Below are 26,780 nucleotides of genomic sequence, written 5' to 3'. Positions count from 1 at the left end.
ACGCTTTGTTTCCCGTGATATAGAGCCTATTTTTACTAGTCGCGATTCGTAATGTCTTGAGTGTTATTTCATTCAATCTAGAGGCAACTCTAGAGCAAGGATAAACAATGTTTGATAAACCAGTAGTGAAATCATTCCAATACGGTAATCATACCGTCACTCTAGAAACCGGCGTTATCGCACGCCAAGCTACATCGGCTGTTATGGTCACTATGAACGATACCGCGGTATTCGTTTCTGTTGTTGGTAAAAAAGAAGCAGTAGAAGGTCAAGACTTCTTCCCTCTTACTGTTAACTACCAAGAGCGTACTTACGCAGCGGGTAAAATTCCAGGTGGCTTCTTCAAGCGTGAAGGTCGTCCATCAGAAGGCGAAACTTTGACTGCGCGTCTGATTGACCGCCCAATTCGTCCTCTTTTCCCTAATGCATTTAAAAATGAAGTTCAAGTCATCGCGACAGTGATGTCTGTAAACCCAGACGTTCAACCTGATATCGTGACTATGATTGGTACTTCAGCAGCACTTGCTATCTCTGGTATTCCATTCAATGGTCCTATTGGCGCGGCGCGCGTGGGTCACATTGATGGTCAATTAGTGCTTAACCCAAGCATGACCGAGCTTGCTGTATCTCGTCTTGATCTTGTGGTTGCAGGTACAGACAACGCGGTACTGATGGTTGAGTCAGAAGCGGATAACCTAACTGAAGAAGAAATGCTAGCAGCGGTTGTTTACGGCCACGACCAACAACAAGCTGTGATTAAAGCGATCAATGAATTTGCTGCTGAAGTTGCCACTCCAGCTTGGGATTGGGTTGCTCCTCAAGAGAACACAGTACTTAACAGCAAGATCGCTGAACTAGCAGAAGCTAAGCTTGTTGAAGCTTACAAAATCACTGAAAAAATGGCTCGTTACGACCGTATTCATGAAATTGCTACTGAAGTAAACAAAGTAATTCTTGCTGAAGATCCTGAAGCAAATGCGAAAGAAATCCACACTATCTTCCACGATCTAGAGAAGACGGTTGTACGTCGTAGCATTATTGCTGGCAACCCACGTATTGACGGTCGTGAAAAAGACATGGTTCGTGCGCTAGACGTACGCACTGGTATTCTTCCTCGTACTCACGGTTCTGCACTATTTACTCGTGGTGAAACTCAGGCAATCGTAACCGCTACTCTTGGTACTCAGCGTGATGCTCAAATCATCGATGAGCTAACAGGTGAGCGTAAAGATAACTTCCTACTACACTACAACTTCCCTCCATACTGTGTGGGTGAAACTGGTTTTGTAGGCTCTCCTAAGCGTCGTGAAATCGGCCACGGTAAACTGGCTAAGCGTGGTATCGCTGCCGTTATGCCTTCAGTGGAAGAGTTCCCATACACAGTTCGTGTAGTATCAGAAATCACAGAATCTAACGGTTCATCTTCAATGGCTTCGGTATGTGGTACTTCTCTTGCTCTGATGGATGCAGGTGTACCAATCAAGTCTTCAGTTGCAGGTATTGCAATGGGTCTTGTTAAAGAAGGCGATGATTTCGTTGTTCTTTCTGACATTCTTGGTGATGAAGATCACCTAGGTGACATGGACTTTAAAGTAGCGGGTACTAACCAAGGTATCACTGCACTGCAAATGGACATTAAGATCGAAGGTATCACCAAAGAGATCATGCAAATTGCGCTAAACCAAGCACAAGGTGCACGTAAGCATATCCTTTCTGTGATGGATCAAGCGATCTCTGGTGCTCGTGCTGAGATTTCTGAATTTGCACCGCGCATTTACACCATGAAGATCAGCTCTGAGAAAATCAAAGACGTGATCGGTAAAGGTGGTGCTGTGATCCGTGCTCTAACTGAAGAGACGGGCACAACCATCGAAATCGAAGATGACGGTACAATCAAGATTGCGGCAACCGATAGCGCTCAAGCTAAAGAAGCGATTCGTCGCATTGAAGAGATCACGGCTGAAGTTGAAGTCGGCGCTATCTATACTGGTAAGGTCGCTCGTCTGGCTGATTTTGGCGCGTTCGTTAACATTCTTCCTGGTAAAGATGGTCTGGTACACATTTCTCAAATCGCGGATCAACGCATCGAGAAAGTGTCTGATTACTTGAAAGAAGGCCAAGAAGTTCAAGTTAAAGTACTTGAAATCGACCGCCAAGGCCGTGTTCGTCTAAGCATGAAAGAAGCGGTAGAGAAACCAGCTGAAGAAGTTGTTGCAGCACCAACGGCTGAATAAGGCCACTTTAAGCTTGAGAGGCACGGCGCTTTAGTCGCCTTTTCAACATAAAGCATGATATAAAGGGAGCGTTATTCGCTCCCTTTTTCATGCCTAGATTAATGCGATACACCCACTTATCTTGGGCTTTGGGGTACACAGGAGTTTTATTTGTGAAATGGTTTCCAACGGCCGCATTGAGTACTTTGATACTGATAATGTCGGGCTGCGCGTCAACTCAAAATGACAATCAAAGTCAATGGGTATACCCTCCGATGGCAGTGCCATTGCAGTCTTCATTACAGCAACAAGTTCAGATAGCGCGTTTGACGCAACTGCTACAACGTACTGATCTGCCTGATGATGTGCGGGCCAAAATGTTTTATGAGCGTGGTAACAACTATGACAGTGTTGGGCTACGCACTTTAGCACGTTTAGATTTTGAGCAGTCGCTCGCGCTTAACCCGGCGCAGCCTGATATCTTTAATTTATTAGGCGTGTATTACACGCAAGTTGCAGAGTTTGATGCCGCTTATGAGGCATTTGATTCGACATTAGAACTTGAACCTGACAATTTTTACGCTGAGCGTAACAGAGCCATCGCACTTTATTACGGCGACCGTACAGAACTTGCGTTAGAAGAGATTCGCGCACATTATCAACATGATCCTAGCGATCCCTTCCGTGCATTGTGGCTATATATTATTCAAAGTGAAAGCGAGCCTTTGCAGGCACGTGTGGATCTCTTCAATCGCTATCAAGTTCGAGATGATCAATGGGGATGGCTCTTGGTTGCGTTAACGCTTAAAGAGATATCGGAAGAGCAAGCTTTTAAGATGATCTTAGAAGAAGGCAGCGGTAATGCGATACAAGCACAGCGTTTAACTGAGGTCTATTTTTATCTCGCTAAGCGTTACCAACAAGAGGGAAATTACGCGCACGCTATCGCCTTGTACAAGCTTGCGTTGTCATTTAACGTCTACGAATATGTTGAGCATCGATACGCTTATCTTGAATTGGGGAAAATTTTCCAGCAAGTAAGAGCCGACTATTTAGCTAAGGCGAAAGCTGAGCAGCCAGAGTCTCAGCAATAAGTACCTTATTATATCCTTTTCTTTAAAGCCGCTGACTTTTTCAGCGGCTTTTTTGTTGCTTAACGAGCTAAAGATCCATAAAATAGTTAGCCTTGATAACCATTTTAATTTGAAAAACAGTGAAACTAGAAGCTAACTTAGAAAAATTAGAGCGTTTTAGTGCAAAAATCTGGCGTCGGTATAGCAAAGCTGATCCCATTTCACAATTGAGCTTTAATGAATATGATTACCTTAAAGTGATTCAAAGCTCTTCTTTGCCACTGCGCTTAACTGATTTAGCCAATGAGATGGAAGTGAGTAAACCATCGGTATCAAATATGGTTAAAAGGCTTAAAAATAAAGGGTTAGTTCAGACGGCACAATGCCAAGATGATGCGCGTTCTTACCGAGTTTCTCTCACCGATACTGCGCGTGAGCATTTAGCGGATGAAGCGAAAGTGTACGCTGTTGTCGCAGAGCAAGTGACTAAGCATCTCTCGGAAGAAGAAGCACTGTGTTTTAATATGTTGTTATCCAAAGTATTACTTTAATTTACTTATATAGTTAGCCTTGCTAACTATGGTGTCTGTTATGCAAAATTCAATTTACCGCCAATTTTGGCGCTATACCATTCCGACCGTGGCAGCTATGTTAGTCAATGGCTTGTATCAAGTGGTGGATGGTATTTTTATTGGTCATTATGTTGGTGCTGAGGGATTGGCGGGCATTAACGTTGCGTGGCCTATTATTGGCTTTATTTTAGGGCTTGGCATGTTGGTGGGCGTTGGAACTGGTGCTCTGGCTTCGATCAAGCAAGGTGAAGGGAACATGGCGGCAGCTAAGCAAGTGCTTGCTACTGGTCTATTGTTGCTTGTGATGCTAGCTCCCGTGGTGGCGACAATTCTATGGTTTCTTGCGGACGATTTCATTGCGTGGCAAGGCGTTGAAGGACGAGTCTACGAACTTGGCTTGCAATATTTGCAGGTATTAGTGATCGCTTGTGTCTTTACGCTTGGCTCTATTGCGATGCCTTTCTTGTTACGAAACGACGACAGCCCTAATTTAGCCACATTACTGATGGTGAGTGGTGCGATAATCAATATTCTCTTTGATTATCTGTTTATTGCCGTTTTACATTGGGAACTTACTGGTGCCGCCATAGCAACGGCACTCGCACAATTAAGTGTGACTGTATTAGGTATAGGCTATTTCTTTTCGACGCGAGCCAAGTTGCAGCTGTCACTCTCGGTGATGAGGGTGCAATGGTCGTTGTTACCTAAGATTGTTGCGATTGGTACTTCAAGCTTTTTTATGTATGCCTACGGTTCGATGATGGTGGCGGTGCACAACAGCCTATTTGCTCACTATGGCAGCGCAGTACTTGTTGGGGCATACGCGATATTAGGCTATATCGTCACGGTTTATTACTTAACGGCAGAGGGCATCGCGAATGGTATGCAGCCGTTAGTTAGCTTCAATTATGGTGCCAAAAACTATCTTCATATTAGAAAACTGCTCAAAATTGCAATGAGCATTGCCGTGCTTGGCGGGCTGGGTTTTGTGGTGCTGCTGAACTTGTTTTCCACTCAGGTTGTTGCGGTCTTCAATTCAACTGACCCGCAATTGATGGCAAGCGCTGTACTGGGCTTAAAACTGCATATGTTTGCGTTGTTTTTGGATGGATTTTTAGTTGTCGCCGCCGCCTTTTATCAAGCGACCAATCGCGGCAGTAAAGCGATGTTTGTCACCATTGGTAATATGGCGATCCAACTACCGTTCTTGTATTTGTTACCTAAGTTATATGGTGTGACTGGTGTGTGGATTGCCTTCCCCATTTCCAATATTGCGTTAAGTTTGGTGGTAGGTTTGATGTTGTGGCGAGATTTGCGTGCACTACCTTGTGATAACGCGAAGCAAACCGTGTTCGCTTAACAAGAGCCTCCCCTTTTTCTCTAGGGGGAGGCTACGCTCAGCTTTGTTGAATTGCTAGGCCCGGTAATTGGTGCCAATAGCCGTTACATTGGTGATTGGTTAAAGGGGAGGGATGTTCTCCTTTTTCATTGGCCTTGAACTGCGACAGATGTTCGAATGTCTCAAGACCTAGTGGGCTTAAACGAACGACATCGACCAATCCCGCCATACTTGGCAAATCATTAGCAAGGTTATAGCAATAGCCCGACTGGGTTTGGATACCGTTGAGGTTAAATACCGCTTGGCCTTCTTGGCTGTGAACCTGAATTCCGGTTGGATACTTGATACAGCAAGTCTCACATTCATCCTTCGCGCGATTTTCAGCCCGTGCGGTAAAGCAGCGTGCGGAGTAAGCCAGTGGCAGGTATCCGTGGCTAAAAACTTCTACTTCAAACTGGTTTTTGATACCAAGCTCATCACATTGTTGCAATACATTGATTAGCCAATCACGGGAGAGTTCAACAGGCATGCACCAACGGATCATCCCTTGCTTTAGGAACAGTTGCAGTGTGCGCGCGTTGTAAGCATTCACGGCGGGCCCAACCACAAAAGGAAGGCGTTTTTCACTGGCGAGTTGAATCGCCGAAACGTCATTGGCTTCAATCGCAAAATCGCCATTCTCAATATACTTTTTCATCACATTGATTTCGCTCGGTGCTTCCAGTAGCGCCATGGTTGAGATCACAACCTGTTTACCCGCTTGTGAAAGCGCTTTGGCGATCTCAAACCAGTGTTGTGGTTTTATCTCACGTCGCTTGGAGCAGACCGATTCACCCAAATAGATCACATCAGTAGGGCTATTGATTGCCTGTTGATAAAAACTTTCTACCTCTTGTTTGGGCCAGAAATAGAGTAAAGGACCCAGCGCATATTTCATTCTCTTCTCCATTCTCTTATTGCCATTGGCGATGGTACGCGCCGAGTGTCGTTTGCGTGCCTTCAGAAACGTTGGCTAAGGCGGTATTCCAAGCCGTTTCTACTTGGTAGGCTTGTGGATTTGCTTGGTAGCGATCAATCGCCGCTCGCCAGGTTTTAGTCACTTGCTCCACATATGCAGGGCTACGTTGGCGACCTTCAATTTTGACGGAAGCAACGTTGGCTGCAAACAGTTCTGGTAATAGTGATAACGTATTTAAACTGGTTGGTTCTTCCAGTGCGTGGTAGCGTTTAGGTTGCCCATCGATCTGCGCTTCAAAACGACCTTTGCACAAGGTTGGGTAGCCTGCATTTTCTCCGGCTGCGTATTTATCAATCAAAATTTCGTTTAAGCGAGATTCCAAACCTGAGTCCGTTTCTTGCCAGCGGACGTACTTCGCGGGCGAACAGGCTCCGACAGTATTGGGTGATTCTCCCGTCATATAGGAAGAGAGATAACAGCGCCCTTCAGACATAATACATAAGCTGCCAAAGGCAAATACTTCAAGCTCGACGTCACTCATCATATTACGTGAGAGCTGTTTGACTTGATGGATTGATAGCACTCGTGGTAACACCACTCGTTTTATATTGAAATTTTGTTTATAAAACTCGATAGCGGCGACGTTGGTGGCGGAGGCTTGCACAGAAAGATGCAGTTCCAGATCTGGATATCGGTTAGTGGCATAATCCAATACCGCGATATCGGCGATGATCAACGCATCCACGCCTAAACTGGCGGCATTATCGACGGCGTGAGTCCAACGCTCGAAGCCATTAGGGTGGGCGAAGGTATTTAACGCGACATGAATTTTTTTATGGTGATCATGAACATATTGCACCGCTTTATCTAACTTCTTACCTGCGAAATTAAGGCCAGCAAAGTGGCGAGCATTAGTATCATCTTTGAAGCCGATATAAACCGCATCTGCACCACAATCGATCGCTGTTTTTAGAGCAGGCAGGTTACCTGCAGGACATAAAAGTTCCATTGATCCGTACGATATCTAAGGGAAAGTAGTGGTATTTTATGAAGCATTATGAATAGCAAATTTGATGTAAGGCAGGTTTGGGGCGAATAAACGAGATTTACTTATTTGGGAGTAGAACGATGACGACGATTTTGAACGAATAACTCTTCTACTTCCTGCCTCGGTTGTGGCCGATAAAAATGGAAACCTTGAATTGAGTTACAGTTGAGATTAGAGAGCAGAGTGGCTTGTTGTTGAGTTTCCACACCTTCGGCAACGACCGTTAAGTTGAGTGATTTTCCTAAATTGATGATGTTTTCAATGACGGTGATTTGTTTAGGAAGTGTGTCGATATCCGTTATGAAAGCGCGGTCAATTTTAAGTTCATCAATCGGGAAGCGAGCGAGGTAAGAGAGCGAGGAATACCCCGTACCAAAGTCGTCAATGGACAGAGAAAAGCCCAGTTTTTTGATCGCGTTCAACATTTGCAAGGTGTGTTCGCTGTCGCTCATGACGGCACTTTCGGTCAGTTCAAATGTGATGCAGTTTGGATCAAGCTCCGTGGTGCGAAGCAGTTTTTCCATATAATCAATCAACTTCGGGTTACAAAACTGTTCTGGCGATAAATTGATCGCCACGCGACCTGGTAAAATACCTTGCAGCTTCCAGCGTTTTACGGTCGAGAAGACATCACGCATCACCACTCGGCCTAAATGTTCAATCAGCCCAGCTTTTTCCGCGACAGGGATAAAAGCGCCCGGGTTGATATACCCTTCCACAGGGTGTTTCCAGCGCACTAAAGCTTCCGCACCATTGATGCTGAAGTCGCGAGCATTCACTTTCGGTTGATACCAGACTTCAAGGCCATTTTGTTGCAGCGCTTTTTGTAGTTCAATTTCAAGCCATAAACGCATGCGCGCTTCTTTGTTCATTTGATCGTTGAACTTAATCAGACGGTTTCTACCACGATCTTTGGCTTCATACATCGCCGTATCGGCGTTTTGCAACAATACGCGTGCATCGCTACCGTCACCAGGGTAGGCGACACTACCTATGGAGCAGGCTAAGCGTTTACTGAAATGGTGCAGATCAAACGGTTGGTTAATCAAAGAAATGATGCGTTCAGCCAACATTTCAGCGGCGCGACTATTTTCAGGATCAGGCAGTATTAGTCCAAATTCATCGCCGCCAAGGTGGCCCACAATCGCTTGTTGCGGTAGTAAACGTTTCAGCCGTGCTGAGACCTCTTTAATGACTTTATCGCCAATATGATGGCCTAAAGAGTCATTGATGTTTTTGAAGTTATCAATGTCTAAATAGAGCATCACAAGGGGGGTTTCATTTTGAATGAACTGTTCTAAACGTTTAGTGAAACCAAAACGGTTATACAAGTTAGTCAGCGAGTCAATGTGGATATCGGCATGCATAGTCGAAGACAACTGCTTAGGTGCATCTTCTGCATCTTGAATCAAAATCAGTTGTGAGCTGTTGCCCAGCACGACGGTGGCTCCAGCGTGCAGTTGAACTTTACGTTCAAAGCCACACTTTGGCCCAGTGAGGCAGACCAACGGTGCCCCTGCGAGTAATAAACTAAGTGGAGAGCTGAATACGGTTTTACTTTTTTCATCGACAAACAAGCGCGATAACTCTTCACCAAGAAGCTCTGAGGTATTTTCAAAACCGAGTAAACGAGCCGATGCGGGGTTAGCAGAGATAATGCAGTCGTCATCGACCAGCAACAATCCATCGGGAAGCAAGCTAGTCAAGGTTGAAAACTTATTTTCCGACTCTTCTAATGAGCGAATGAGGATCTGTTTTTCGGAGGTGTCGATCGCGTGAAACACAATATTTTCGACTTTTTTATCACCCATGATAGGTGATAAAGAGAAATGCAAACTCGTTTCTAAATCGATCTCGTGAAGAGTCAGTTCGGTCTCAAGCGTTTCTCCTTGAAATGCCCGTTCATAATAAGGTTTGAGATGGCGGTAGAAATGCTCACCCAGAATTTGTGAGTCATTCATTCCAACCAATTCGGTTGTGCTCAGCCCTGCAATATCACAATAACGTTCATTGACCATCACATAGTTATGTTGGTCGTTCAAGATGGCAAAAAAGAACGGACTGTTCGACGTGATTTTTGCAAACCAATGTTGTAAATGTTGCGAAGGCATCAAGCTACTACCACTCTCCAGAGCACTTATATTCATGAGGATGTTACAACGTAAGTAACACATTAACTATAACTTTGATTACTAAGCTAGAAAAGGTTCTCAAACAATGTACGTTTTTTGATGCATCACAGGAATTTGCACCCCCACATCCATTATGATTAGGTACTATTGCATTACAAAGTAACGGATAACGCTCGTGATTCACAAGATTCGTACTCAACTAGTTCAAAACGCCGCTTCAATTTTGCGATCCCCAGTCCACTTCTTACCGCAAGTTGTACAAAAAAAAGCCTTGCTAGAAGGGTTGAAAACTATATTTCATGAGGCTTTGCAAGAAGGTGACTTTGAATTTCTTGATGGGAAATGGTTAAAGGTTTCAATTCGCGATTTGAATTTGAATTGGTATATCAGCTATCAAGCGGAACAACTTGTTGTGTCTGATAAGACGGAAGTGGAAGATGTCAGCTTTAGCGGTAACCTAAATGATATGGTGTTGATTGCTGGTCGAAAAGAAGATCCTGATACGCTGTTCTTTCAACGTCGACTCTCCATTGAAGGGGATACCGAACTGGGGTTAGAGGTGAAGAACCTGATGGACAGTGTTGACCTAGAGCTTTTACCAAAACCGTTCCAGATGTTAATAAATCAGCTAGCAGATTTTGTGCATAAGGGCGTACAATCGCCAGTGACACAAAATGAGGTAATGAATGCTTATTCGAACTGAAGCGCCAGCGGATATCTTAGCGATTGACCGCTTATTAAAATCAGCCTTTGAGACAGATGCTGAAGCTAATTTGGTCATGACATTAAGGGAAAACAGCCATTTGACGCTCTCTTTAGTGGCCTGTGATGATGACGGCGAAGTCGTTGGTCATGTGATGTTTAGCCCAGTATTACTCAATGGTGAAGACTTAAATTGGCAAGGGCTTGCACCGTTGGCCGTGAAAAAAGAGTGGCGAAATCAAGGTGTCGCCGCCTCGTTGGTAAAAGAGGGGTTAATCTGTTTGGCTGAGTTCGATTATCCAGCTTGTGTGGTTTTGGGTGACCCGGATTATTATCAACGCTTTGGCTTTAAAGAGGCGGCGAAATCTGATTTTCGTTGTCGTTGGGATGTTCCAGCTGGCGCGTTTCAGATCGTTGCATTAGTCGACGGCGAATTGAACGGACGAACTGGTTTAATTGAGTATTGCCCAGAGTTCAACGATCTTTAATCACCGTATTTCTATTCTTAACAGGGAGCCCAGTGCTCCCTGTTTACTTTTATGCCCTTCTCATTTGAAGCTACCGTGGTGTTGGCTACGTTCGCTCACCCCAATCACCTCGTTTATCTAGGCTCATGGGGATGAATTCACTTGCCACCTACCTGCAACTTCAAGTTGTTTGGGCATAGCTCTTGGGGCATTGGATGATTAACGGTTTCTGTCTTGGCGCTGATTTGTTAGGATTGCGATGTTCAATGAGGTCATAAACAGATGTCACATCACGAAAATCAATATTTACAAGAAATGGGCATCCAGCGTTGGGAGCTTATCCATCCACAGCGGCTGGCTGGCTATCAACCTGATCCGGTGACGCTGCCGAGCACGTGCCGTTTATTGCTCGTTTCCCCCCAATACCCGCAACAAGGTGCTCTATTGCTGTTTTCAAGAGTATTGAAGAGTATGGGGCTCGAAATCAGTCAGGCGTGTCATCTTGAGCCTCACTCTCTTATCCAACTAACAGGCTCCAGCATTGAATGGGTGTGGTTTTCAGGCTGTGAAAAGAAAGAAAGCTCGTTGGCCCAGAAAGTGTTAACGTCACCGCCGCTAGTTGAGATAGATGGCAATACCGAGCTGCGCCGGGCGTTGTGGCAGCAAATTTGTTCTTATGAGTCATAAAACCATGAATATTGATGTTGTGCCTTTATCACTTCCTTATCTTGATGCTATTTGGTCCATTGAGCAGCAAGCTCACAGTTACCCTTGGGCTGAATCACTCGTACGCGACTTGGCGAGTCGTGGTGCATTCCACCATGCTATGTTGGTTGATGGCAAAGTTGTCGGTTATTTCTATGCACAGAATATTGTTGGAGAGGTGACCTTGTTGAATATCGCTGTCGATCCGCAGCAGCAAGGTAAGGGTTACGGAAAATTGTTGATGGAGTTTTTCTTAACTTACTGTGAAAAAGCGCAAGCTGAAAGTGCGTGGCTTGAAGTTCGCGAAAGTAACATCCGCGCTTATAGCTTGTACGAATCGCTGGGTTTTAATGAGCTCGATCGTCGAGTGAACTATTATCCCACTCCGAAAGGATCAGAAGATGCGATCATCATGAGCTACTATTTTCTGTAGCTTATTTTCCATCTGCGGATCGTTTGCAAACTCTGATTTTTTCCATTGTTAGGCGTCTCGGAACTATTTCTGGTGCGCCTTATCTTTTTGATGTTCATTGAGTTGATAACATGGGTTTGCAAAACGCTTGACGACTTCCTTAGCGGTTAACGGCTTATCAAATAAGTAACCTTGGAACTGATCACAACCCAATTGTTTGAGAGTTTCGAGTTCTTGGCACTCTTCCACACCTTCGGCTATTACCTCCAAATTTAAACGTTTCGCAATCATAATAATCGTATCCACAATTGCTTGGTCACTCTCATCTAGATGCAATTGGGTGACAAAAGAACGATCGATTTTGAGCACATCCACCGACAAAAGTTTGAGGTAACGTAGTGATGAATAACCAGTGCCAAAATCATCAATCGAGATACTGAGTTTACTTTTTTTAAGTTGCACCATTTTTTGAATCGCACTTTCTACATTTTCCAGTAATAGTCCTTCAGTAATCTCCAATTCAAGATGTTCACCAGTAATACCTGCTTGTTGCATTGCATGGTTAACGTGTTCAACAAAAGAGTCTTGAGAAAACTGCAACGGACTGATGTTGATGGCTAAACGGCGAAAATGGGGCGGTAATAGTCCTTGGCGCTTCCAAGCGGCGTATTGATAGCACGCTTGCTCTAATATCCAGTTTCCAATCGGAATAATTTGCCCCGTTTCTTCTGCGATGGTCATAAACACACCCGGTGGCAATACACCTTTGGTTGGGTGGTTCCAGCGGATCAAGGCTTCCACACCGACAATATTGTGCCGCTCATCGACTTGAGGTTGGTAATAGAGTTCTAACTGTTGGGTATTGAGGGCTTCATGGAGGCCTTTTTCAATTTCCAGAAACGATTCGACTTGAGCCTGCATTTCTGGCTCATAAAACATGTATTTATTGCGTCCATTCGCTTTTGCGCGGTAAAGCGCTGTATCGGCTTGTCTAAGGACATCGATATTGGTTTTGCCCACTGACGGAAAAATCGAGATACCAATGCTCACAGTGCAATAAAGCTGGTGGTCATCAATCGAGTAAGGGTTGGAAATCAGAGCCAGAAGCTGCTGAGCTACCTTCTCTGCTTGCGGGCGTGAGAGATGAGGAATCAACACCGCAAACTCATCGCCACCGATGCGTGCGGCGGTGTAATCGTGTTTAAGCCAGCCATCCATACGCATGGCGATAGCTTTGATTAAATGATCCCCCGTTGTGTGTCCAAGTGAATCATTGATCGTTTTGAAACGGTCGAGATCAAGGTAAAACAACACACCAGAAGTGTGGGTGCGAATACTGTTATCAATCGCATCAGTGAGCAGTTGCAGCAGCAAGCTGCGATTAGCAAGGCCAGTTAACGTGTCGTAGTAGGCTAATTGGTTAAGTTTAGCATCCGCGAGCTCTCGCTCTTTCCATAAAGTATAGAAAGTACCGGCTAACTCACTGAGCTCATTTTTTTGCTGTTGTAGTGGCGGCTGTGTTGGGCGTTGATTGTTTTGCAATGAACGAACCCACGAAATTAACGTGGTGATGGGTTTTGACAGCTTGTAGTAAAAAAAGACTAAAAGGATCGAAGTCAGCAACACATTTCGAAAGAGATCAAACAGCAATACTCGTGTGGTTTTTGCAATAAATTCTTTGGCAATGGAAGAGCCGTTGACGGAAAAACTTAAGCTACCTACCACCACACTCGAATTGGGTTGATGTAAGTCAGTTTTAAAGATGGGTATTTCAGGTGTCAGATAATTCGATAAGAGCCGAATAAAAGCCGTCTGCGCTGGAATCTCTCTGCTTTTTTTTGCCAGTGTGTCGCCAAAATCATCAATAATTTCAACGTGATAAATGGCATTGTCAACCATTAGGCTAGAGACGACTTGATTGGCTAATAAGTTATTGAGGTGATAAGCAGCCTGGCTGGCATTTGAATAATTTTGCAGCAGTTTAAAACGGTAGTGATCTTCAATGCGAGCTTGCTCATGGTGCAGGTCGAGCAAAGTATGATACAAACTAAAGCCTATCCCAAGGATCACCGAGACTAGGAACACTGTTTTGGCTTGTTTAAATGCCAGAGAATTTCTTTGTTTGGTTATCAGCATAATACTCGCTTATTCTCTTCGCCCTTTTTAGTTATAGCTCATATTTATTGATAATTTAATTACAAATAGAAAGGTCGTCATTCTCTTGTTGATTTGTATAGCGACGAAAGTTGCTCCCAGATCAAATATAGGGGAGAATACCGCGCAAATTTGAATCGAACTGCTGATCAGCGTAAGCGCTTCGGCTCTCCCTTATATCAGCATATTGAGAAGACCTGTTTCATGTCAAATACTCCTTTTTTGAGTGAAGTTTCTAAACGTAGAACCTTCGCTATTATTTCGCACCCGGATGCGGGTAAAACCACCATTACTGAAAAAGTTCTGCTATTTGGGAACGCTATTCAAAAAGCGGGAACGGTAAAAGGGCGCGGCTCTAACCAGCATGCTAAATCAGATTGGATGGAAATGGAAAAAGAGCGTGGTATTTCAGTCACGACCTCTGTGATGCAATTTCCTTACAATCATTGTTTGGTTAACTTGCTCGATACTCCAGGGCACGAAGACTTCTCGGAAGATACTTACCGCACATTGACGGCGGTTGACTCGTGCTTAATGGTGATTGATGCAGCAAAAGGTGTTGAAGATCGTACTCGTAAGCTGATGGAAGTGACTCGCTTACGTGATACACCGATTGTAACCTTCATGAACAAATTGGACCGTGAGATCCGCGACCCAATGGAATTGCTTGATGAAGTGGAGAATGAGCTGAAGATTGCCTGTGCCCCGATTTCATGGCCAGTGGGTTGTGGTAAAGAGTTTAAAGGCGTGTACCACATTCACCGTGATGAGACGATTCTGTACGCGACCGGCCAGGGCCACACTATTCAAGAAGAGCGCATTGTTAAGGGCCTCAACAACCCTGAACTGGATAAGGCGGTGGGTGATGACCTTGCTGCTCAACTGCGTGATGAGCTTGAATTGGTATTAGGTGCTTCTCATGAATTTGATCAAGAGCTGTTTTTAAAAGGTGAGTTGACCCCTGTTTTCTTCGGAACGGCATTAGGTAACTTTGGTGTGGACCATATGCTGCATGGTTTAACTGAGTGGGCTCCGGCGCCGATGCCACGTCAAGCTAATGAGCGTATTGTTGAAGCCACGGAAGAGAAATTCTCAGGCTTTGTGTTTAAAATCCAAGCGAACATGGATCCTAAACACCGCGATCGTATTGCGTTTATGCGTATTGTGTCGGGTACTTATACCCAAGGCATGAAAATGAACCACGTGCGTATTGGTAAGCAAGTGAGTATTTCTGATGCGGTTACCTTTATGGCAGGCGATCGCTCTCGTGCTGAAAATGCTTATGCTGGCGATATTATCGGTTTGCATAACCATGGAACGATTCAGATTGGCGATACCTTTACTCAAGGTGAATCGTTGAAATTCTCAGGTATTCCTAACTTTGCTCCTGAGCTGTTCCGTCGTATTCGCTTGCGCGATCCACTGAAGCAGAAGCAACTGCTTAAAGGTTTAGTGCAGTTGTCGGAAGAGGGAGCGGTTCAAGTCTTCCGCCCACTACAAAATAACGATTTGATTGTGGGTGCAGTGGGTGTGCTGCAGTTTGATGTGGTGGTGTCTCGTTTAAAATCTGAATACAACGTTGAGGCGATTTACGAAGGTGTTAACGTTGCAACAGCACGTTGGATTGAGTGCGCAGATGATAAAAAATTCGAAGAGTTTAAGCGCAAAAACCAAAGTAACATCGCATTGGATGGTGGGGATAACCTGACTTACATCGCGCCGACTATGGTCAATTTAAATCTGGCCAAAGAGCGTTTTCCTGAAGTGGAGTTCCGTGCGACACGCGAACATTAAACCTTGGTGATTTTGAAGAGAGTGACACTCTCTTCAAATGTTAAAGATAAAAAATGCCGATATTTCAGTATCGGCATTTTTTTATAGGTGGTATTGGAACACTATTTTTTCTTTTTGTTCGCTTTCTTCTTCTTAGAAACCACTTTGACTTTTTTGTCATCGGTTTTCTTTTTCTTTTTGAATACCGGCTTTTTGTGCTGCGGGCGCATATCTTTAATGAAGCGCTCTTTGATCTCCTCATCGACATAACGCGCGACGCGGTCCATCATCACTTGATCATGGGCTTCAACCAAAGAGATCGCATTGCCTTTTTTACCAGCACGAGCCGTACGACCTATGCGGTGTAAGTACACATCCGCTGAGCGTGGCATATCAAAGTTGATCACGTGACTTACGTCAGGTAAGTCAATACCGCGTGCGGCCACGTCGGTTGCCAGTAGTACGTTGACTGCGCCTTCACGGAATCGCGTAATGGCGTTATTGCGACGATCTTGTGGCATTTCGCCTTGAATCCAAGCACAAGGAATTTGCGCTTTTTCTAGCTCTGTACGCAAATCAGCTAAGCGCTCACGAGTTTTGATAAACACGATAGAACGTTCGGCTTGCTCGGTGAGGATTTTCTTCAATAGCTCAACTTTGTGCACCATGGTATCGGCGCGGTGATACCATTGGGTGATTTTTTTGCGTTCACGACGAGAAGGATCGGCATTGATTGTTGCTGGTTCTTTTAAGAGATCGGCGGTAAAACCTTCCACACCATGACCTTCCAGTGTTGCAGAGAAGAGCAAGGTCTGTTTACGCCAGCGACATTCAGCAGCGAGACGATCGACGATTGGGCCAAAGCCCATGTCCAGCATGCGGTCAGCTTCATCCAAAATAAGCCATTCAATCGCACGACAATCAAAACGCTCGCCTTCAATGTATTCCATCAAGCGACCAGGCGTTGCCACCACAATATCTTGCGTTTTGGCTAAGATGTCGGCGTGCTCTTGATATTGTACGCCGCCGGTGATGGTGACGATATTGAGGCGAGTATTCTTCGCCAGTTCACGAGCTTGATCCGCCACTTGCATCGCCAATTCACGAGTTGGGGTCAGAATCAAGACGCGTGCAGGGCCGGCTCGCTTGCGCGGAAAATCTAAAAGATATTGTAGCGCGGGTAAAACAAATGCAGCGGTTTTACCGGTTCCCGTTGGCGCAGAGGCAAGAATATCTCGACCATCTAGGGCTTGTGGGATCGCTTCAGCTTGAACTTGGGTGGGACGTTCAAAGCCCATATCTTCAATGGCCGCAATGATGCAAGGGTCAAGATCGAGGTCAGCAAAGGTTTTGATCACAGTGAGTACTCCACAAGCCGTTAGGCTTATTTGGCTATAAAATTAAGGTCGAACATTATAGGGGGATTGGTGATTAGGATCACATGTTATTTCTACATCTTGAGATAAAAATCTTGAGTTAGGGCAATAAAGGCTTCGCTATAACCACTTGATGAGTGAATGACCAACGATGAATCAATCATAGAAGCCGAGGCTAAACTTAGTTCAATCAATAGCCGATGAGCGGGTTTGTGTGCTCTGGGTTGTACAGTGCAGCACCGCTTAAGCTGCCAGCCGAGCGTGAGTGCTTGCTCGATAAATTGTTCCCCTTCATACACGGGCAAAATAAAACAAGCTTGCCCCTCATCGTTGAGAAGACTTTTTGCTCTGACTAATAAAGCGTGATGAGCAAGTTGATTGGTGTGCCTAGCAGTAGCTCGCTGGGGATCATGAGACAGTTCACCACTGTTGAAATAGGGTGGGTTACAAATAATTGCATCAAAGGACGGCGTAAAAGAGGTGTCTAAAATATCACCTTGTAAAACCTGTATGCGTTGCCCCCATGAAGAAGCATTACTGTTGTATTGGGCCGCTTCAAAGGCAAAGGCATCGATATCGATGGCCGTAATTTGTGTATCGCTAAAACGTTGTGCGCACATTAATGCCAATAACCCAGTACCGGTGCCAATATCGAGAATGGTTTTGGGATGGTGCGTGAAAGCCCACGCGCCTAATAGAACCCCATCGGTACTGACAGGCATTCCCGCTTGTCCACCGTCAATGGAAAATTGTTTAAATTTGAAACGCTTATTTTTGGGCGTGTGACTTTTCATCATTATTTCAAAATATAGCTCTAATTAAGTGATAACCACTATTGTTATCTATTTGTTCGGATTATTCTTCTATCTGTTATGAGAGTGTATGAGAAAATGATCAACACATCATTCTTTCTATTTTTTAACATTTAGAGTTTTAAACTGGTTTTTCACCGATATTATAAATTAATGTAGCGTTTTTTGCTTTGCCCTTGCGAAGTCTTGAGTGTTTCGTCATTATTCGCCCTTAATTTTTAGATTTAGATGCGGTTTCAACCTCATCAACAATGCATACACAACATTTATCAAATAATAATTAAGGGTTATCTGTGAAGCAGACGTTAAAACTAACAGATATTATCGCGGTCGGCTTTATGCTTTTCGCGTTTTTCTTGGGTGCTGGTAACATCATCTTTCCGCCAATCGCTGGCCAACTTGCTGGAGAGCATTTACTGCCAGCCATGACAGGCTTCCTCATTACCGCTGTCGGTTTACCATTGATGACGATTATTGCGATTGCTGTCGCGGGTGGTTCTTGGGAGCATTTAACCAAAGATCTGCCTAAACAAGCTGCAACTATCATGGCAGTGATGATCTTTATCATCATTGGTCCTGCCTTTGCAGCACCGCGTACCGGCCTTGTGGCGTATGAAATGGCAGTGAAACCATTTTTCATTGATGCGCAACAATCGCATTTGACACTATTTTCGATTCTCTTTTTTGTGATTGCGATGTTTTTTGCCTGGTCTCAAGGTCGGCTCATTGACATCATTGGTAAAGTGCTAACTCCTGCTCTATTTGTTGGATTAATTATTTTAGCCGTTGCGGTTTTTGTTGATCCGCAAGGTGAGATGGTGACTGCACAAGGCGAATACCTGACTCAGCCGTTGACGAAAGGTTTCCTTGAAGGCTACAACACCATGGATACGTTTGGCGCACTGATGTTTGGGATGTTAATTGTCGATGCACTGCGTAGCAAAGGCATTACTGAGCGCGCGGCAACCACAAAGTATTTAATCAGCGCGGCGTGCATTGCGGCGGTTGGTTTAGCTTTTGTCTATATTTCACTGTTTTATCTTGGTGCGACAAGCTCTGTGGTCGCTTTTGGTGCAGAAAATGGCGGTGCGGTGCTTAGCCAATATGTGCAAGCGCTGTTTGGCCCTTATGGGCAGATCGTGCTTTCTGTCATCGTGCTACTAGCCTGCCTAACCACGGCAATTGGTTTGATTTCAGCATGTTCAGATTACTTTTGCACATTGACTCCAATTGCGTATAAATCTTGGGTGATCATTATTGGTGTTGCTTGCGCTATCGTGGCAAACGTTGGTTTATCACAATTGATCACGCTTTCTATCCCCGCACTGTATGCGCTTTATCCAGTCGCGATTGCCTTGATTATGTTGACCTTCTTGAGAGGGAAACTACCAAACCCAGCAGTGGCATACCGTGTAGTGCTACTTGTCTCTTTTCTTTTTGCGTTGATCGACGCGGCAAAAGTGGCTGGCGTTGATGTGTCTGCGTTCAATATGCTGCCACTGTTTGAGGTCGGCATGGGGTGGTTGCTTCCGACACTTGCTGCGATGATTTGCATGTTCTTTATTGCAACTACCGTTCAACAAAGTGTGGTTAAAGAAGCGGCATAATCGCGTTTTTACCCGTAAGCATTAAAGAGGCTGAACACGATTGTTCAGCCTCTTTTTTTAGGCGTGCGCCAGCTTTTATTCCAAGAGATCAAACGAATTTTTCCTGTATCTTCGTCACATTTTTAAGTAGAATTCTTCGGTTAAATTCTACTCATAAATGTTGAGCAAACATGTTTGAAATCAATCCTATTAAAAACCGTCTTCAGGATGTGTCAGAGCGCACAAATATCCTGAGGGGGTATCTTTGACTACGACGCTAAGAAAGAGCGTTTAGAAGAAGTGAATGCAGAACTCGAGCAACCCAACGTCTGGAACGAACCTGAGCGTGCACAAGCGCTAGGTAAAGAACGCGCTTCGCTCGAAGCCATTGTCGATACCATTGATCAGTTAGATCAAGGTGTGGATGATGTGGAAGGACTACTGGAACTGGCTATTGAAGCAGAAGACCAAGAAACCTTCGATGAAATTGGCCCTGAACTGGATGAGCTGGAAACTAAGCTTGAACAGCTTGAGTTTCGCCGTATGTTCTCTGGCGATCACGATTCTTCAGATTGCTATATTGATCTGCAGTCTGGTTCGGGCGGCACCGAGGCTCAAGACTGGACATCAATCCTGCTACGCATGTATTTACGTTGGGCAGAAGCGAAAGGCTTTAAGACTGAAGTGATTGAAGTGTCTGAAGGTGATGTTGCTGGCCTAAAAGGCGCAACCGTGCGAATTATCGGTGATTACGCTTATGGCTGGTTACGCACCGAAACTGGCGTACACCGCTTGGTTCGTAAATCCCCATTTGATTCGAGTGGCCGCCGCCATACCTCTTTTGCCTCTGCGTTTATCTATCCTGAGATTGATGAAAATATTGCTATCGACATCAACCCAGCCGATCTTCGTATCGATGTTTATCGCGCTTCGGGAGCGGGTGGTCAGCACGTTAACACCACCGAATCGGCGGTCCGTATTACGCACATTCCAACCAATACCGTTGTTCAATGCCAAAACGATCGTTCGCAGCATAAAAACAAAGACCAAGCGATGAAACAATTGCGTGCAAAACTGTTTGAACTTGAGTTACAAAAGCAGAACGCAGAAAAGCAAGCCAATGAAGATGCGAAATCTGACATTGGCTGGGGAAGCCAAATCCGATCTTATGTATTGGATGACTCCCGAATCAAAGATTTACGCACTGGCGTTGAAAACCGTAATACCCAAGCGGTATTAGATGGTGATTTAGACAAATTTATTGAAGCAAGCCTGAAATCAGGCCTTTAATGCTTTTTTACCGACATATAAGGTACATGTAAAATGACTGATGCTGTTCAAAACGAAATGAATCAAGAGCAAATTGCGCAAGAAGAGAACAAACTCATCGCAGAGCGTCGCAGCAAGCTGGATCACATCCGTAAGAGCTGTAAAGCAAATGGCCACCCAAATGACTTTCGTCGTGACAGCCTTGCGGGCGATCTTCAACAGCAATTCGGTGAAAAGAGCAAAGAAGAGTTAGAAGCCTTAAACCATGTTGTGGCGATTGCAGGTCGTATCATGGCGAAACGTGGCCCTTTCCTTGTTATTCAAGAAACCTCTGGTCGTATTCAAGCTTATGCTTCAAAAGAGGTTCAAACTGAGCTGAAGGAAAAATACCAAGGTCTAGACATTGGTGACATCATCGGCGTGAAAGGTGCGTTGCACAAATCTGGCAAAGGCGATCTCTACGTTAATATGGAAGAGTACGAATTGCTGACAAAGGCACTTCGTCCATTACCAGAGAAGTTCCACGGTTTGACTGACCAAGAGATGCGCTACCGCCAACGTTATGTGGATTTGATTGTTAATGAAAGTTCACGTAATGCGTTCATTGTTCGCTCTAAAGTAATGACTGCAATTCGTAACTTCATGATCTCAAAACAGTTCATGGAAGTAGAAACGCCAATGATGCACGTGATCCCTGGCGGTGCTAGTGCGCGTCCATTCATCACTCACCACAATGCGCTCGACATGCCAATGTACTTGCGTATCGCACCTGAGCTTTACCTTAAGCGTTTAGTTGTGGGTGGCTTTGATCGCGTGTTTGAAATCAACCGTAACTTCCGTAACGAAGGTCTTTCTCCTCGCCATAACCCTGAATTTACTATGATGGAATTCTATATGGCGTACGCAGATTACAATGATCTGATGGACTTTACTGAGGAGTTATTAAGCACTGTGGCACAGGAAGTTTTAGGTTCGACTTCAATGCCTTATGGTGATGAAACGGTAGAATTTGGTGGTCAATATGCTCGCATGAGTATGTTTGAAGCCATCAAACACTACAACCCAGAGCACGCTCAAATCCAAGCGTTAACTGAACAGGATTTGCAAAACCGTGAGCTCATGGTATCTATCGCGAAATCGGTTCATGTAGACGTTGAACCTTTCTGGACTTGTGGCCAACTGCTTGAAGAGATCTTCGGTGAAACGGCTGAACCTAAGTTGATGCAACCGACCTTCATCACTGGATACCCTGCAGATATTTCACCATTGGCGCGTCGTAGCGATAACAACCCATTCTTCACCGACCGTTTTGAGTTCTTCATCGGTGGTCGTGAAGTCGCCAATGGCTTCTCTGAGCTTAATGATGCTCAAGATCAAGACGAGCGCTTCTTAGCGCAAGTGAATGCCAAAGATGCTGGCGACGATGAAGCCATGTTCTACGATGCTGATTATGTTGTTGCGTTAGAGCACGGTCTCCCACCAACGGCGGGTCAAGGCATTGGTATTGACCGTTTGGTGATGTTACTCACCAACACCCATACGATTCGTGACGTTATCCTATTCCCTGCGATGCGCCCACAGCAGTAATTGCTACTTTCGTTCCGATAAACCGCCTAAATAGGCGGTTTTTTTTTGCATTAGTTTGAAAAATTTTGTTCACTAGCGTGGACTAACAGACAACAATTTCGAAAGGATTATGAAATAGTTCCCTATATTAAATGGCAAAGCGCTTATTTGTTGTCTAGTCTTATGATTGAGACAGACTACAGCGCCAAGTCTCGTTAATGTAACAGCCGTTTAATGTGCCAAAAGTAGCACTGCATATAAATTTAAAGATAAGGAATAATAGATGGGCACTCAATTCCGAATGGATTCTGTCCCTGGTTCGCTTGTCGTCGTTGGTGGGACATACGAGCCTTGGTTATCTGTACTTGAACAGGTTGGTTGGCGTTGTACACAATGCGCAGATTTACGTAAAGCGGATGCCTTGTTTGCAGAAACAGGCCCATGCATTGGTATTGTTGATTTGAGCCATGATGAATTCAGCCTCAATGGCATTGCAAATTTGGTCAGCAACCATAAACAAGTACGTTGGTTAGCGTTCATTCGCGAATCACAGTTGAGCTCGGATACGATTTGCCAATTCATTGTTAACTTTTGTATCGACTTTTTTACGGCGCCGATTCCCGATGCTCAGTTACTGAGCACCATTGGACACCAACTTGGAATGCTTAAGTTAGAGAAAAAAGTATGGCCACATTATGGAGCAACAGGGGATATTGGTTTAATTGGTGAATCTACTCCCATGAAGCGCTTGCGTGATCAGATCAAACGCATCGGCCCTACGGATGTCAGTATCCTCATTTATGGGGAAAATGGAACGGGCAAAGAGACGGTCGCGAGAGCGGTACACAAAACATCGTCTCGTGCACAAAAACCTTTTATTTCAGTGAATTGCCGAGCTTTATCGGAGAGCCGCTTTGAATGTGAGCTGTTCGGTATTGGTTGTGAAGACTCATCTCAAACTTCATTATTGGAGCGGGCAGATGGCGGGACGATCCTACTCAAAGATATTCTCACGCTACCTAAAAGCCAACAAGCGAACCTCTTGCGCTTCCTGCAAGAAGGAACGATAGAAACTTCAACGGGTGTCAAAGAGGTGGATGTGCGTATTTTGGCCGCCAACTCTTCCGATATTGAAAAAGCGCTGATTGATGGCAATTTTAACGAAGAGCTGTACCACTATATCAACGTATTGCGTATTAATGTCCCGAGCTTAAAAGAGCGGGCGGGTGATATCGCTTTACTAGCACGCCACTTCTTACAGGAGTATTCAAAAGAGTTTAACGCGCAGGCGCGCAGTTTTACTGAAGAAGCGGCGCGCTCATTGGCTCGTTATCACTGGCCGGGTAACGTTCGTGAGCTGATGAATCAGATCAAACGTGTGGTGCTGATGTCCGATTCAGTTATGTTGGATGAATTGCAACTCGACTTACCAAAACGCAGTGATGGTAAGCGCAGCCTAAAAAGTATTCGTGAGCGTTCAGAGCGAGATGCGCTATTACTGGTTCTAGAATCGAACTCAGGGCAAGTCTCAATGGCCGCCAAAGAGCTAGGTGTATCTAGAGCGACTATGTATCGCTTGCTTAATAAACATAACTTAATCACTGAAAATACCTATTAACTTGATGATTCTTCAAGTAAAAATGGCCACATTTAATCCATGTGGCCATTTTTTATAATCATATCTTTTGCGAATAAGTTATTCTCTAGCTGAATATGTCACTTATTTGCTGTCATCGGCTTTCATTTTAGGTTAATGCATTGTTTTTTAATTGTTTGAAAATTAAGAGTTGAATAATCACCTCAGTTGCATAGAATTTAACCGTGAGCCGTGCTCACACGCTCATTTCACTTTGGATTAACTATTTGCTTGGAGGCGCAACATGAATCATTTCGTTTTTGTTCATACTGTTCGCGTTTCTATCGATCTTACTGCGCCTAAATCGTCTCTTACTACAGACGCCTGTCGTATGTTTGATGATAAAAAAGGCACCGATTTTTAGTTAATCCGTAACCTTGAGATAGGCTGCGGAAAAATGGCAGCTTATCAAAGTGTTGATCCACCTTGTTCGCCCCCATTTTTCCAGCCGTCAACGTTTAGTTTACTACTGGAGAATACTCATGCGTCATTCAATTTATTTACAACTTGCTACTTTACTGGTCCGTGCTGATTTACGCCGTGAAGAGCGTCAATGGCAACGAAATGTTCGCCGTCATGCTTTTGAGCTGCCTTTTAATAGCCAACACTTGCTTAAAGATATTGGCTTAGAAAGTGATGGACGCGCTATTGGCGTTTCAGTCCCTGACTCAATTAAAGCTGAACGTCATATTCGTCATCTTCGCCGTGTGTTAAGCATGCGAATAACAACGTAAAATGAGGGGCTAGTGGCTTCGCTAGCCCCGAAGATCTCTACGGACAAGGGTTGGAGTAAGTCGTCCCAATCTCTTGAATTTTAAGAAGCAATTCATTACTGAGTACGACATCTAAACTATCGATATTTGTTTTCAACTGCTCTAGGTTTGTCGCGCCAATGATATTGGATGCGACAAACGGACGTTGATTGACAAACGCCAACGCCATCTGTGCTGGATCAAGGCCATACTGATTAGCAAGCTCAACATAAGCGTGAGTGGCTTGTACACCTTGCGCCGTAAAATAGCGAGAAAAGCGTTCAAATAGGCTGCACCGAGCACCGGCAGGTCTTGCGCCATTTAAATATTTACCACTCAGGCAACCAAACGCCAGTGGCGAGTAAGCCAGCAGTTGAACACCTTCGAAGTGGCTAATCTCAGATAAGCCAATTTCAAAGCTGCGATTCAGTAAATTATAAGGGTTTTGGATAGAGACAATTCTTGCTAGATCGTGTTTTTCTGCCAATTTTAGCAACGTCATCACACCCCACGGGGTATCATTTGACACACCGATGTAACGCACTTTTCCAGCCTTGACGAGATCATTAAGCGCTTCGAGCGTTTCGATTAAAGTGACTTCTTCTTGCTGATCAGGATAAGGGTAGTTAAGTTGGCCGAACATGTTCGTTTGGCGTTGAGGCCAATGTAATTGATACAAATCGACATAGTCTGTTTTTAAGCGTCTTAAACTATCATCAATCGCTAAATGAATGTTGCGTCTATCGAGTGACATCTTTTCGCGGATGTGAGGCACGTTACGCGGGCCTGCCACTTTAGTCGCTAACACCACTTTTTCACGTTTACCTGATTTTTCTAACCAGTTGCCAATATAGCTTTCGGTCAGACCTTGGGTTTTACCGTTGGGGGGAACTGGGTACATTTCCGCAGTATCGATGAAATTCACACCTTGGTCTAAGGCGTAATCGAGCTGCTCAAAGGCTTGTTGTTGGCTATTTTGTTCACCAAAAGTCATGGTACCTAAGCAGATCTTGCTCACTTCCAGTGTGGAATGAGGCAGTTTGGTGTATTGCATATTCCTTCCTTGATGCTCTCGCTGGTGGAGTGTGTGACGTTTTTACTATAAGCGAAGATGGCAGTGAAACGGAAACGAATTGTGCAGTGAAAGATCAAACGGTTACGTTTTTTCATGAGCAATAACGAGCACTTTTAAATAAAGTGTTGCTCAAGAATGCTCGCGGTAAATTGAGTTCGAAGATAAAAGCCTCGTGGCAGGGTTTTGATAGGTTTGCCATTAGCACCGTAGGCTTCGGTTAATGCTCGCCCGTTTGCCGCTTTTGGCCTGAGCTGTAATACTTCACCGTGCTTAGCGGTGATCTGCTCAACTTTGCCAAGAACGATGAACTCCATCAGTTCTTCCCAATCATTTTTGAGCTGCTGTTCTTGTGCAGGAGAAGGGCTCCATAGCAATGGCGAGCCGACATGGCGCTGGGCTAGGGGGATCTCTCGCTCACCCTCTATTGGGATCCACAGTACTCGAGAGAGTTTATTTCGCACGTGGCTTTGCTCCCATGTTAAACCATGAACACCGGTGAGTGGGGCCACACACACAAACGTTGTTTCGAGCGGTTTTCCAGTGTAACTGATTGGAATACTTTTGAGCTCGATACCTAATTGCTCGAAATCTTGCTGAGGTTTGCTGCCTGCCGTTGCACCCAAATGCCATTCTAATAGTTGACCGACCCATCCTTTATCTTTTTTTAAGTCAGGGGGCACGGTCATCTTGGCTTCTTCGGCCAGTTGACTAAAGCTTAAGCCTGCAATGTCTTGGGCTCTAAGCATTAATTCATGTTCAGTTTTAGGTGCGGGTTTCATGATACTTTGAATGATAAAAACGTGATTGTAGCAAATTCTTATACACAATGTGCTGTCGTTTCTTTTGCTTAAAAGATCATCGCAACCCAAGTTATCCACAGGTTGATCGGAAAAATATTCCATTTTTTGTTTATCTGTATGCATTTACAGGGTTTTGCTTGAGAGAGTGGGCCTCTTAATCAGTAAATCTTATTTCTACTAGAGTGGGGGTGTGGATAACGAGCTGATTGGTGGATCTTTGAGCATGTTGTGAAAGGATCAATTTTTTGTTAATCGAAACGTAATGTGAATAATGGAAAATCCAATTAATTAATTGTTTTTTATGTATTTAATTTATTATTATCTTTTTTGTATTGGCCCGTATTCTTTTGCTTTTTGGGG

General features: G+C 44.5%; 22 protein-coding genes. 14 read left to right on the top strand and 8 right to left on the bottom strand.

Going from position 1 to position 26,780, the window contains the following annotated elements; translation table 11 throughout:
* The first annotated feature begins 107 nt into the window (after positions 1 to 107).
* The 4 genes from pnp to AACT18_RS03020 all read left to right on the top strand — a co-directional run bounded on the left by pnp (position 108) and on the right by AACT18_RS03020 (position 5,218).
* Complete coding sequence (gene pnp / locus AACT18_RS03035) at positions 108 to 2,234, top strand: polyribonucleotide nucleotidyltransferase (RefSeq protein WP_019282746.1); 2,127 nt, start codon at positions 108 to 110, stop codon at positions 2,232 to 2,234.
* A 152-nt stretch (positions 2,235 to 2,386) separates the two neighbouring features.
* Complete coding sequence (nlpI, locus tag AACT18_RS03030) at positions 2,387 to 3,307, top strand: lipoprotein NlpI (RefSeq protein ID WP_176428310.1); 921 nt, start codon at positions 2,387 to 2,389, stop codon at positions 3,305 to 3,307.
* A gap of 119 nt (positions 3,308 to 3,426) precedes the next feature.
* Entirely contained in the window at positions 3,427 to 3,837 is a 411-nt protein-coding gene (locus tag AACT18_RS03025) for a MarR family winged helix-turn-helix transcriptional regulator (RefSeq protein ID WP_010318918.1), read from the top strand.
* Positions 3,838 to 3,877: 40 nt separating this feature from the next.
* Complete coding sequence (locus tag AACT18_RS03020) at positions 3,878 to 5,218, top strand: MATE family efflux transporter (protein ID WP_141138021.1); 1,341 nt, start codon at positions 3,878 to 3,880, stop codon at positions 5,216 to 5,218.
* A gap of 37 nt (positions 5,219 to 5,255) precedes the next feature.
* Here the strand turns inward: AACT18_RS03020 and AACT18_RS03015 are convergent, their stop codons facing one another.
* From AACT18_RS03015 to AACT18_RS03005, 3 genes are all read right to left on the bottom strand, one after another.
* A complete protein-coding gene (locus AACT18_RS03015) occupies positions 5,256 to 6,134 on the bottom strand; it encodes a U32 family peptidase (RefSeq protein ID WP_094124591.1) in 879 nt (292 codons plus the stop codon).
* 16 nt (positions 6,135 to 6,150) lie between these two features.
* Entirely contained in the window at positions 6,151 to 7,164 is a 1,014-nt protein-coding gene (ubiU, locus tag AACT18_RS03010) for a ubiquinone anaerobic biosynthesis protein UbiU (protein WP_094143198.1), read from the bottom strand.
* A 101-nt stretch (positions 7,165 to 7,265) separates the two neighbouring features.
* Positions 7,266 to 9,314, bottom strand: a complete 2,049-nt coding sequence (locus AACT18_RS03005) for a bifunctional diguanylate cyclase/phosphodiesterase (protein ID WP_026027438.1) — start codon at positions 9,312 to 9,314, stop codon at positions 7,266 to 7,268.
* Positions 9,315 to 9,510: 196 nt separating this feature from the next.
* Between AACT18_RS03005 and ubiT the strand changes: the two genes are divergently transcribed.
* From ubiT to rimI, 4 genes are all read left to right on the top strand, one after another.
* Positions 9,511 to 10,038 (top strand): ubiquinone anaerobic biosynthesis accessory factor UbiT, encoded by a 528-nt coding sequence (ubiT, locus tag AACT18_RS03000; protein WP_010318913.1) that lies wholly within the window; start codon positions 9,511 to 9,513, stop codon positions 10,036 to 10,038.
* Positions 10,022 to 10,525 (top strand): GNAT family N-acetyltransferase, encoded by a 504-nt coding sequence (locus tag AACT18_RS02995; RefSeq protein WP_094125063.1) that lies wholly within the window; start codon positions 10,022 to 10,024, stop codon positions 10,523 to 10,525. Before ubiT ends, AACT18_RS02995 begins: the two co-directional genes overlap by 17 nt.
* A gap of 261 nt (positions 10,526 to 10,786) precedes the next feature.
* On the top strand, positions 10,787 to 11,191 hold the full coding sequence (locus AACT18_RS02990) for a DNA polymerase III subunit psi (RefSeq protein ID WP_094125062.1): 405 nt from the start codon (positions 10,787 to 10,789) through the stop codon (positions 11,189 to 11,191).
* Positions 11,192 to 11,195: 4 nt separating this feature from the next.
* Positions 11,196 to 11,642, top strand: a complete 447-nt coding sequence (rimI, locus tag AACT18_RS02985; protein WP_017043258.1) for a ribosomal protein S18-alanine N-acetyltransferase — start codon at positions 11,196 to 11,198, stop codon at positions 11,640 to 11,642.
* Positions 11,643 to 11,705: 63 nt separating this feature from the next.
* On the opposite strand, the gene AACT18_RS02980 is transcribed toward rimI, so the two are convergent.
* The gene (locus AACT18_RS02980) at positions 11,706 to 13,757 is read right to left on the bottom strand and encodes a putative bifunctional diguanylate cyclase/phosphodiesterase (RefSeq protein WP_094125061.1); all 2,052 of its coding nucleotides are present in this window, start codon (positions 13,755 to 13,757) and stop codon (positions 11,706 to 11,708) included.
* Between the two features lie 222 nt (positions 13,758 to 13,979).
* Here AACT18_RS02980 and prfC point away from each other — a divergent pair, with 222 nt between their 5' ends.
* Positions 13,980 to 15,569: a peptide chain release factor 3 gene (prfC, locus tag AACT18_RS02975; RefSeq protein WP_094125060.1), complete on the top strand. Its 1,590-nt coding sequence runs from the start codon at positions 13,980 to 13,982 to the stop codon at positions 15,567 to 15,569.
* Between the two features lie 101 nt (positions 15,570 to 15,670).
* On the opposite strand, the gene srmB is transcribed toward prfC, so the two are convergent.
* Positions 15,671 to 16,906 carry an ATP-dependent RNA helicase SrmB gene (gene srmB / locus AACT18_RS02970; protein ID WP_013857603.1) on the bottom strand — a complete coding sequence of 412 codons (1,236 nt, stop codon included), beginning with the start codon at positions 16,904 to 16,906 and terminating at the stop codon, positions 15,671 to 15,673.
* Positions 16,907 to 16,998: 92 nt separating this feature from the next.
* Positions 16,999 to 17,721, bottom strand: coding sequence for a tRNA1(Val) (adenine(37)-N6)-methyltransferase (locus AACT18_RS02965; RefSeq protein ID WP_094143199.1), 723 nt, complete (start codon positions 17,719 to 17,721; stop codon positions 16,999 to 17,001).
* 308 nt (positions 17,722 to 18,029) lie between these two features.
* On the opposite strand from AACT18_RS02965, the gene brnQ reads away from it, so the two are divergent.
* The 5 genes from brnQ to AACT18_RS02940 all read left to right on the top strand — a co-directional run bounded on the left by brnQ (position 18,030) and on the right by AACT18_RS02940 (position 24,527).
* A complete protein-coding gene (brnQ, locus tag AACT18_RS02960) occupies positions 18,030 to 19,343 on the top strand; it encodes a branched-chain amino acid transport system II carrier protein (RefSeq protein WP_013857601.1) in 1,314 nt (437 codons plus the stop codon).
* A gap of 170 nt (positions 19,344 to 19,513) precedes the next feature.
* Positions 19,514 to 20,612, top strand: a protein-coding gene (gene prfB, locus AACT18_RS02955; RefSeq protein ID WP_096000859.1) for a peptide chain release factor 2 whose coding sequence is annotated in 2 segments (ribosomal slippage) — positions 19,514 to 19,588 and positions 19,590 to 20,612 — 1,098 coding nt in all. Because the reading frame shifts where the segments join, the coding sequence is not laid out codon by codon here.
* Positions 20,613 to 20,645: 33 nt separating this feature from the next.
* Entirely contained in the window at positions 20,646 to 22,178 is a 1,533-nt protein-coding gene (gene lysS, locus AACT18_RS02950) for a lysine--tRNA ligase (RefSeq protein ID WP_013857598.1), read from the top strand.
* A gap of 262 nt (positions 22,179 to 22,440) precedes the next feature.
* A complete protein-coding gene (vpsR, locus tag AACT18_RS02945; RefSeq protein WP_013857597.1) occupies positions 22,441 to 23,775 on the top strand; it encodes a cyclic-di-GMP-binding transcriptional regulator VpsR in 1,335 nt (444 codons plus the stop codon).
* Between the two features lie 500 nt (positions 23,776 to 24,275).
* Positions 24,276 to 24,527 carry a hypothetical protein gene (locus AACT18_RS02940; RefSeq protein WP_010319130.1) on the top strand — a complete coding sequence of 84 codons (252 nt, stop codon included), beginning with the start codon at positions 24,276 to 24,278 and terminating at the stop codon, positions 24,525 to 24,527.
* A gap of 37 nt (positions 24,528 to 24,564) precedes the next feature.
* Here AACT18_RS02940 and AACT18_RS02935 read toward each other — a convergent pair whose 3' ends face one another.
* Together AACT18_RS02935 and mutH are read right to left on the bottom strand one after the other, a co-directional pair.
* Entirely contained in the window at positions 24,565 to 25,599 is a 1,035-nt protein-coding gene (locus AACT18_RS02935; protein WP_094125657.1) for an NADP(H)-dependent aldo-keto reductase, read from the bottom strand.
* Between the two features lie 134 nt (positions 25,600 to 25,733).
* Complete coding sequence (gene mutH / locus AACT18_RS02930) at positions 25,734 to 26,399, bottom strand: DNA mismatch repair endonuclease MutH (RefSeq protein WP_026028083.1); 666 nt, start codon at positions 26,397 to 26,399, stop codon at positions 25,734 to 25,736.
* Positions 26,400 to 26,780: the final 381 nt, after the last annotated feature.

Source organism: Vibrio sp. V04_P4A5T148, from assembly GCF_963875605.1.
GTDB lineage: Bacteria > Pseudomonadota > Gammaproteobacteria > Enterobacterales > Vibrionaceae > Vibrio > Vibrio anguillarum.
This window is presented reverse-complemented; position numbering and strand designations above follow the sequence as displayed.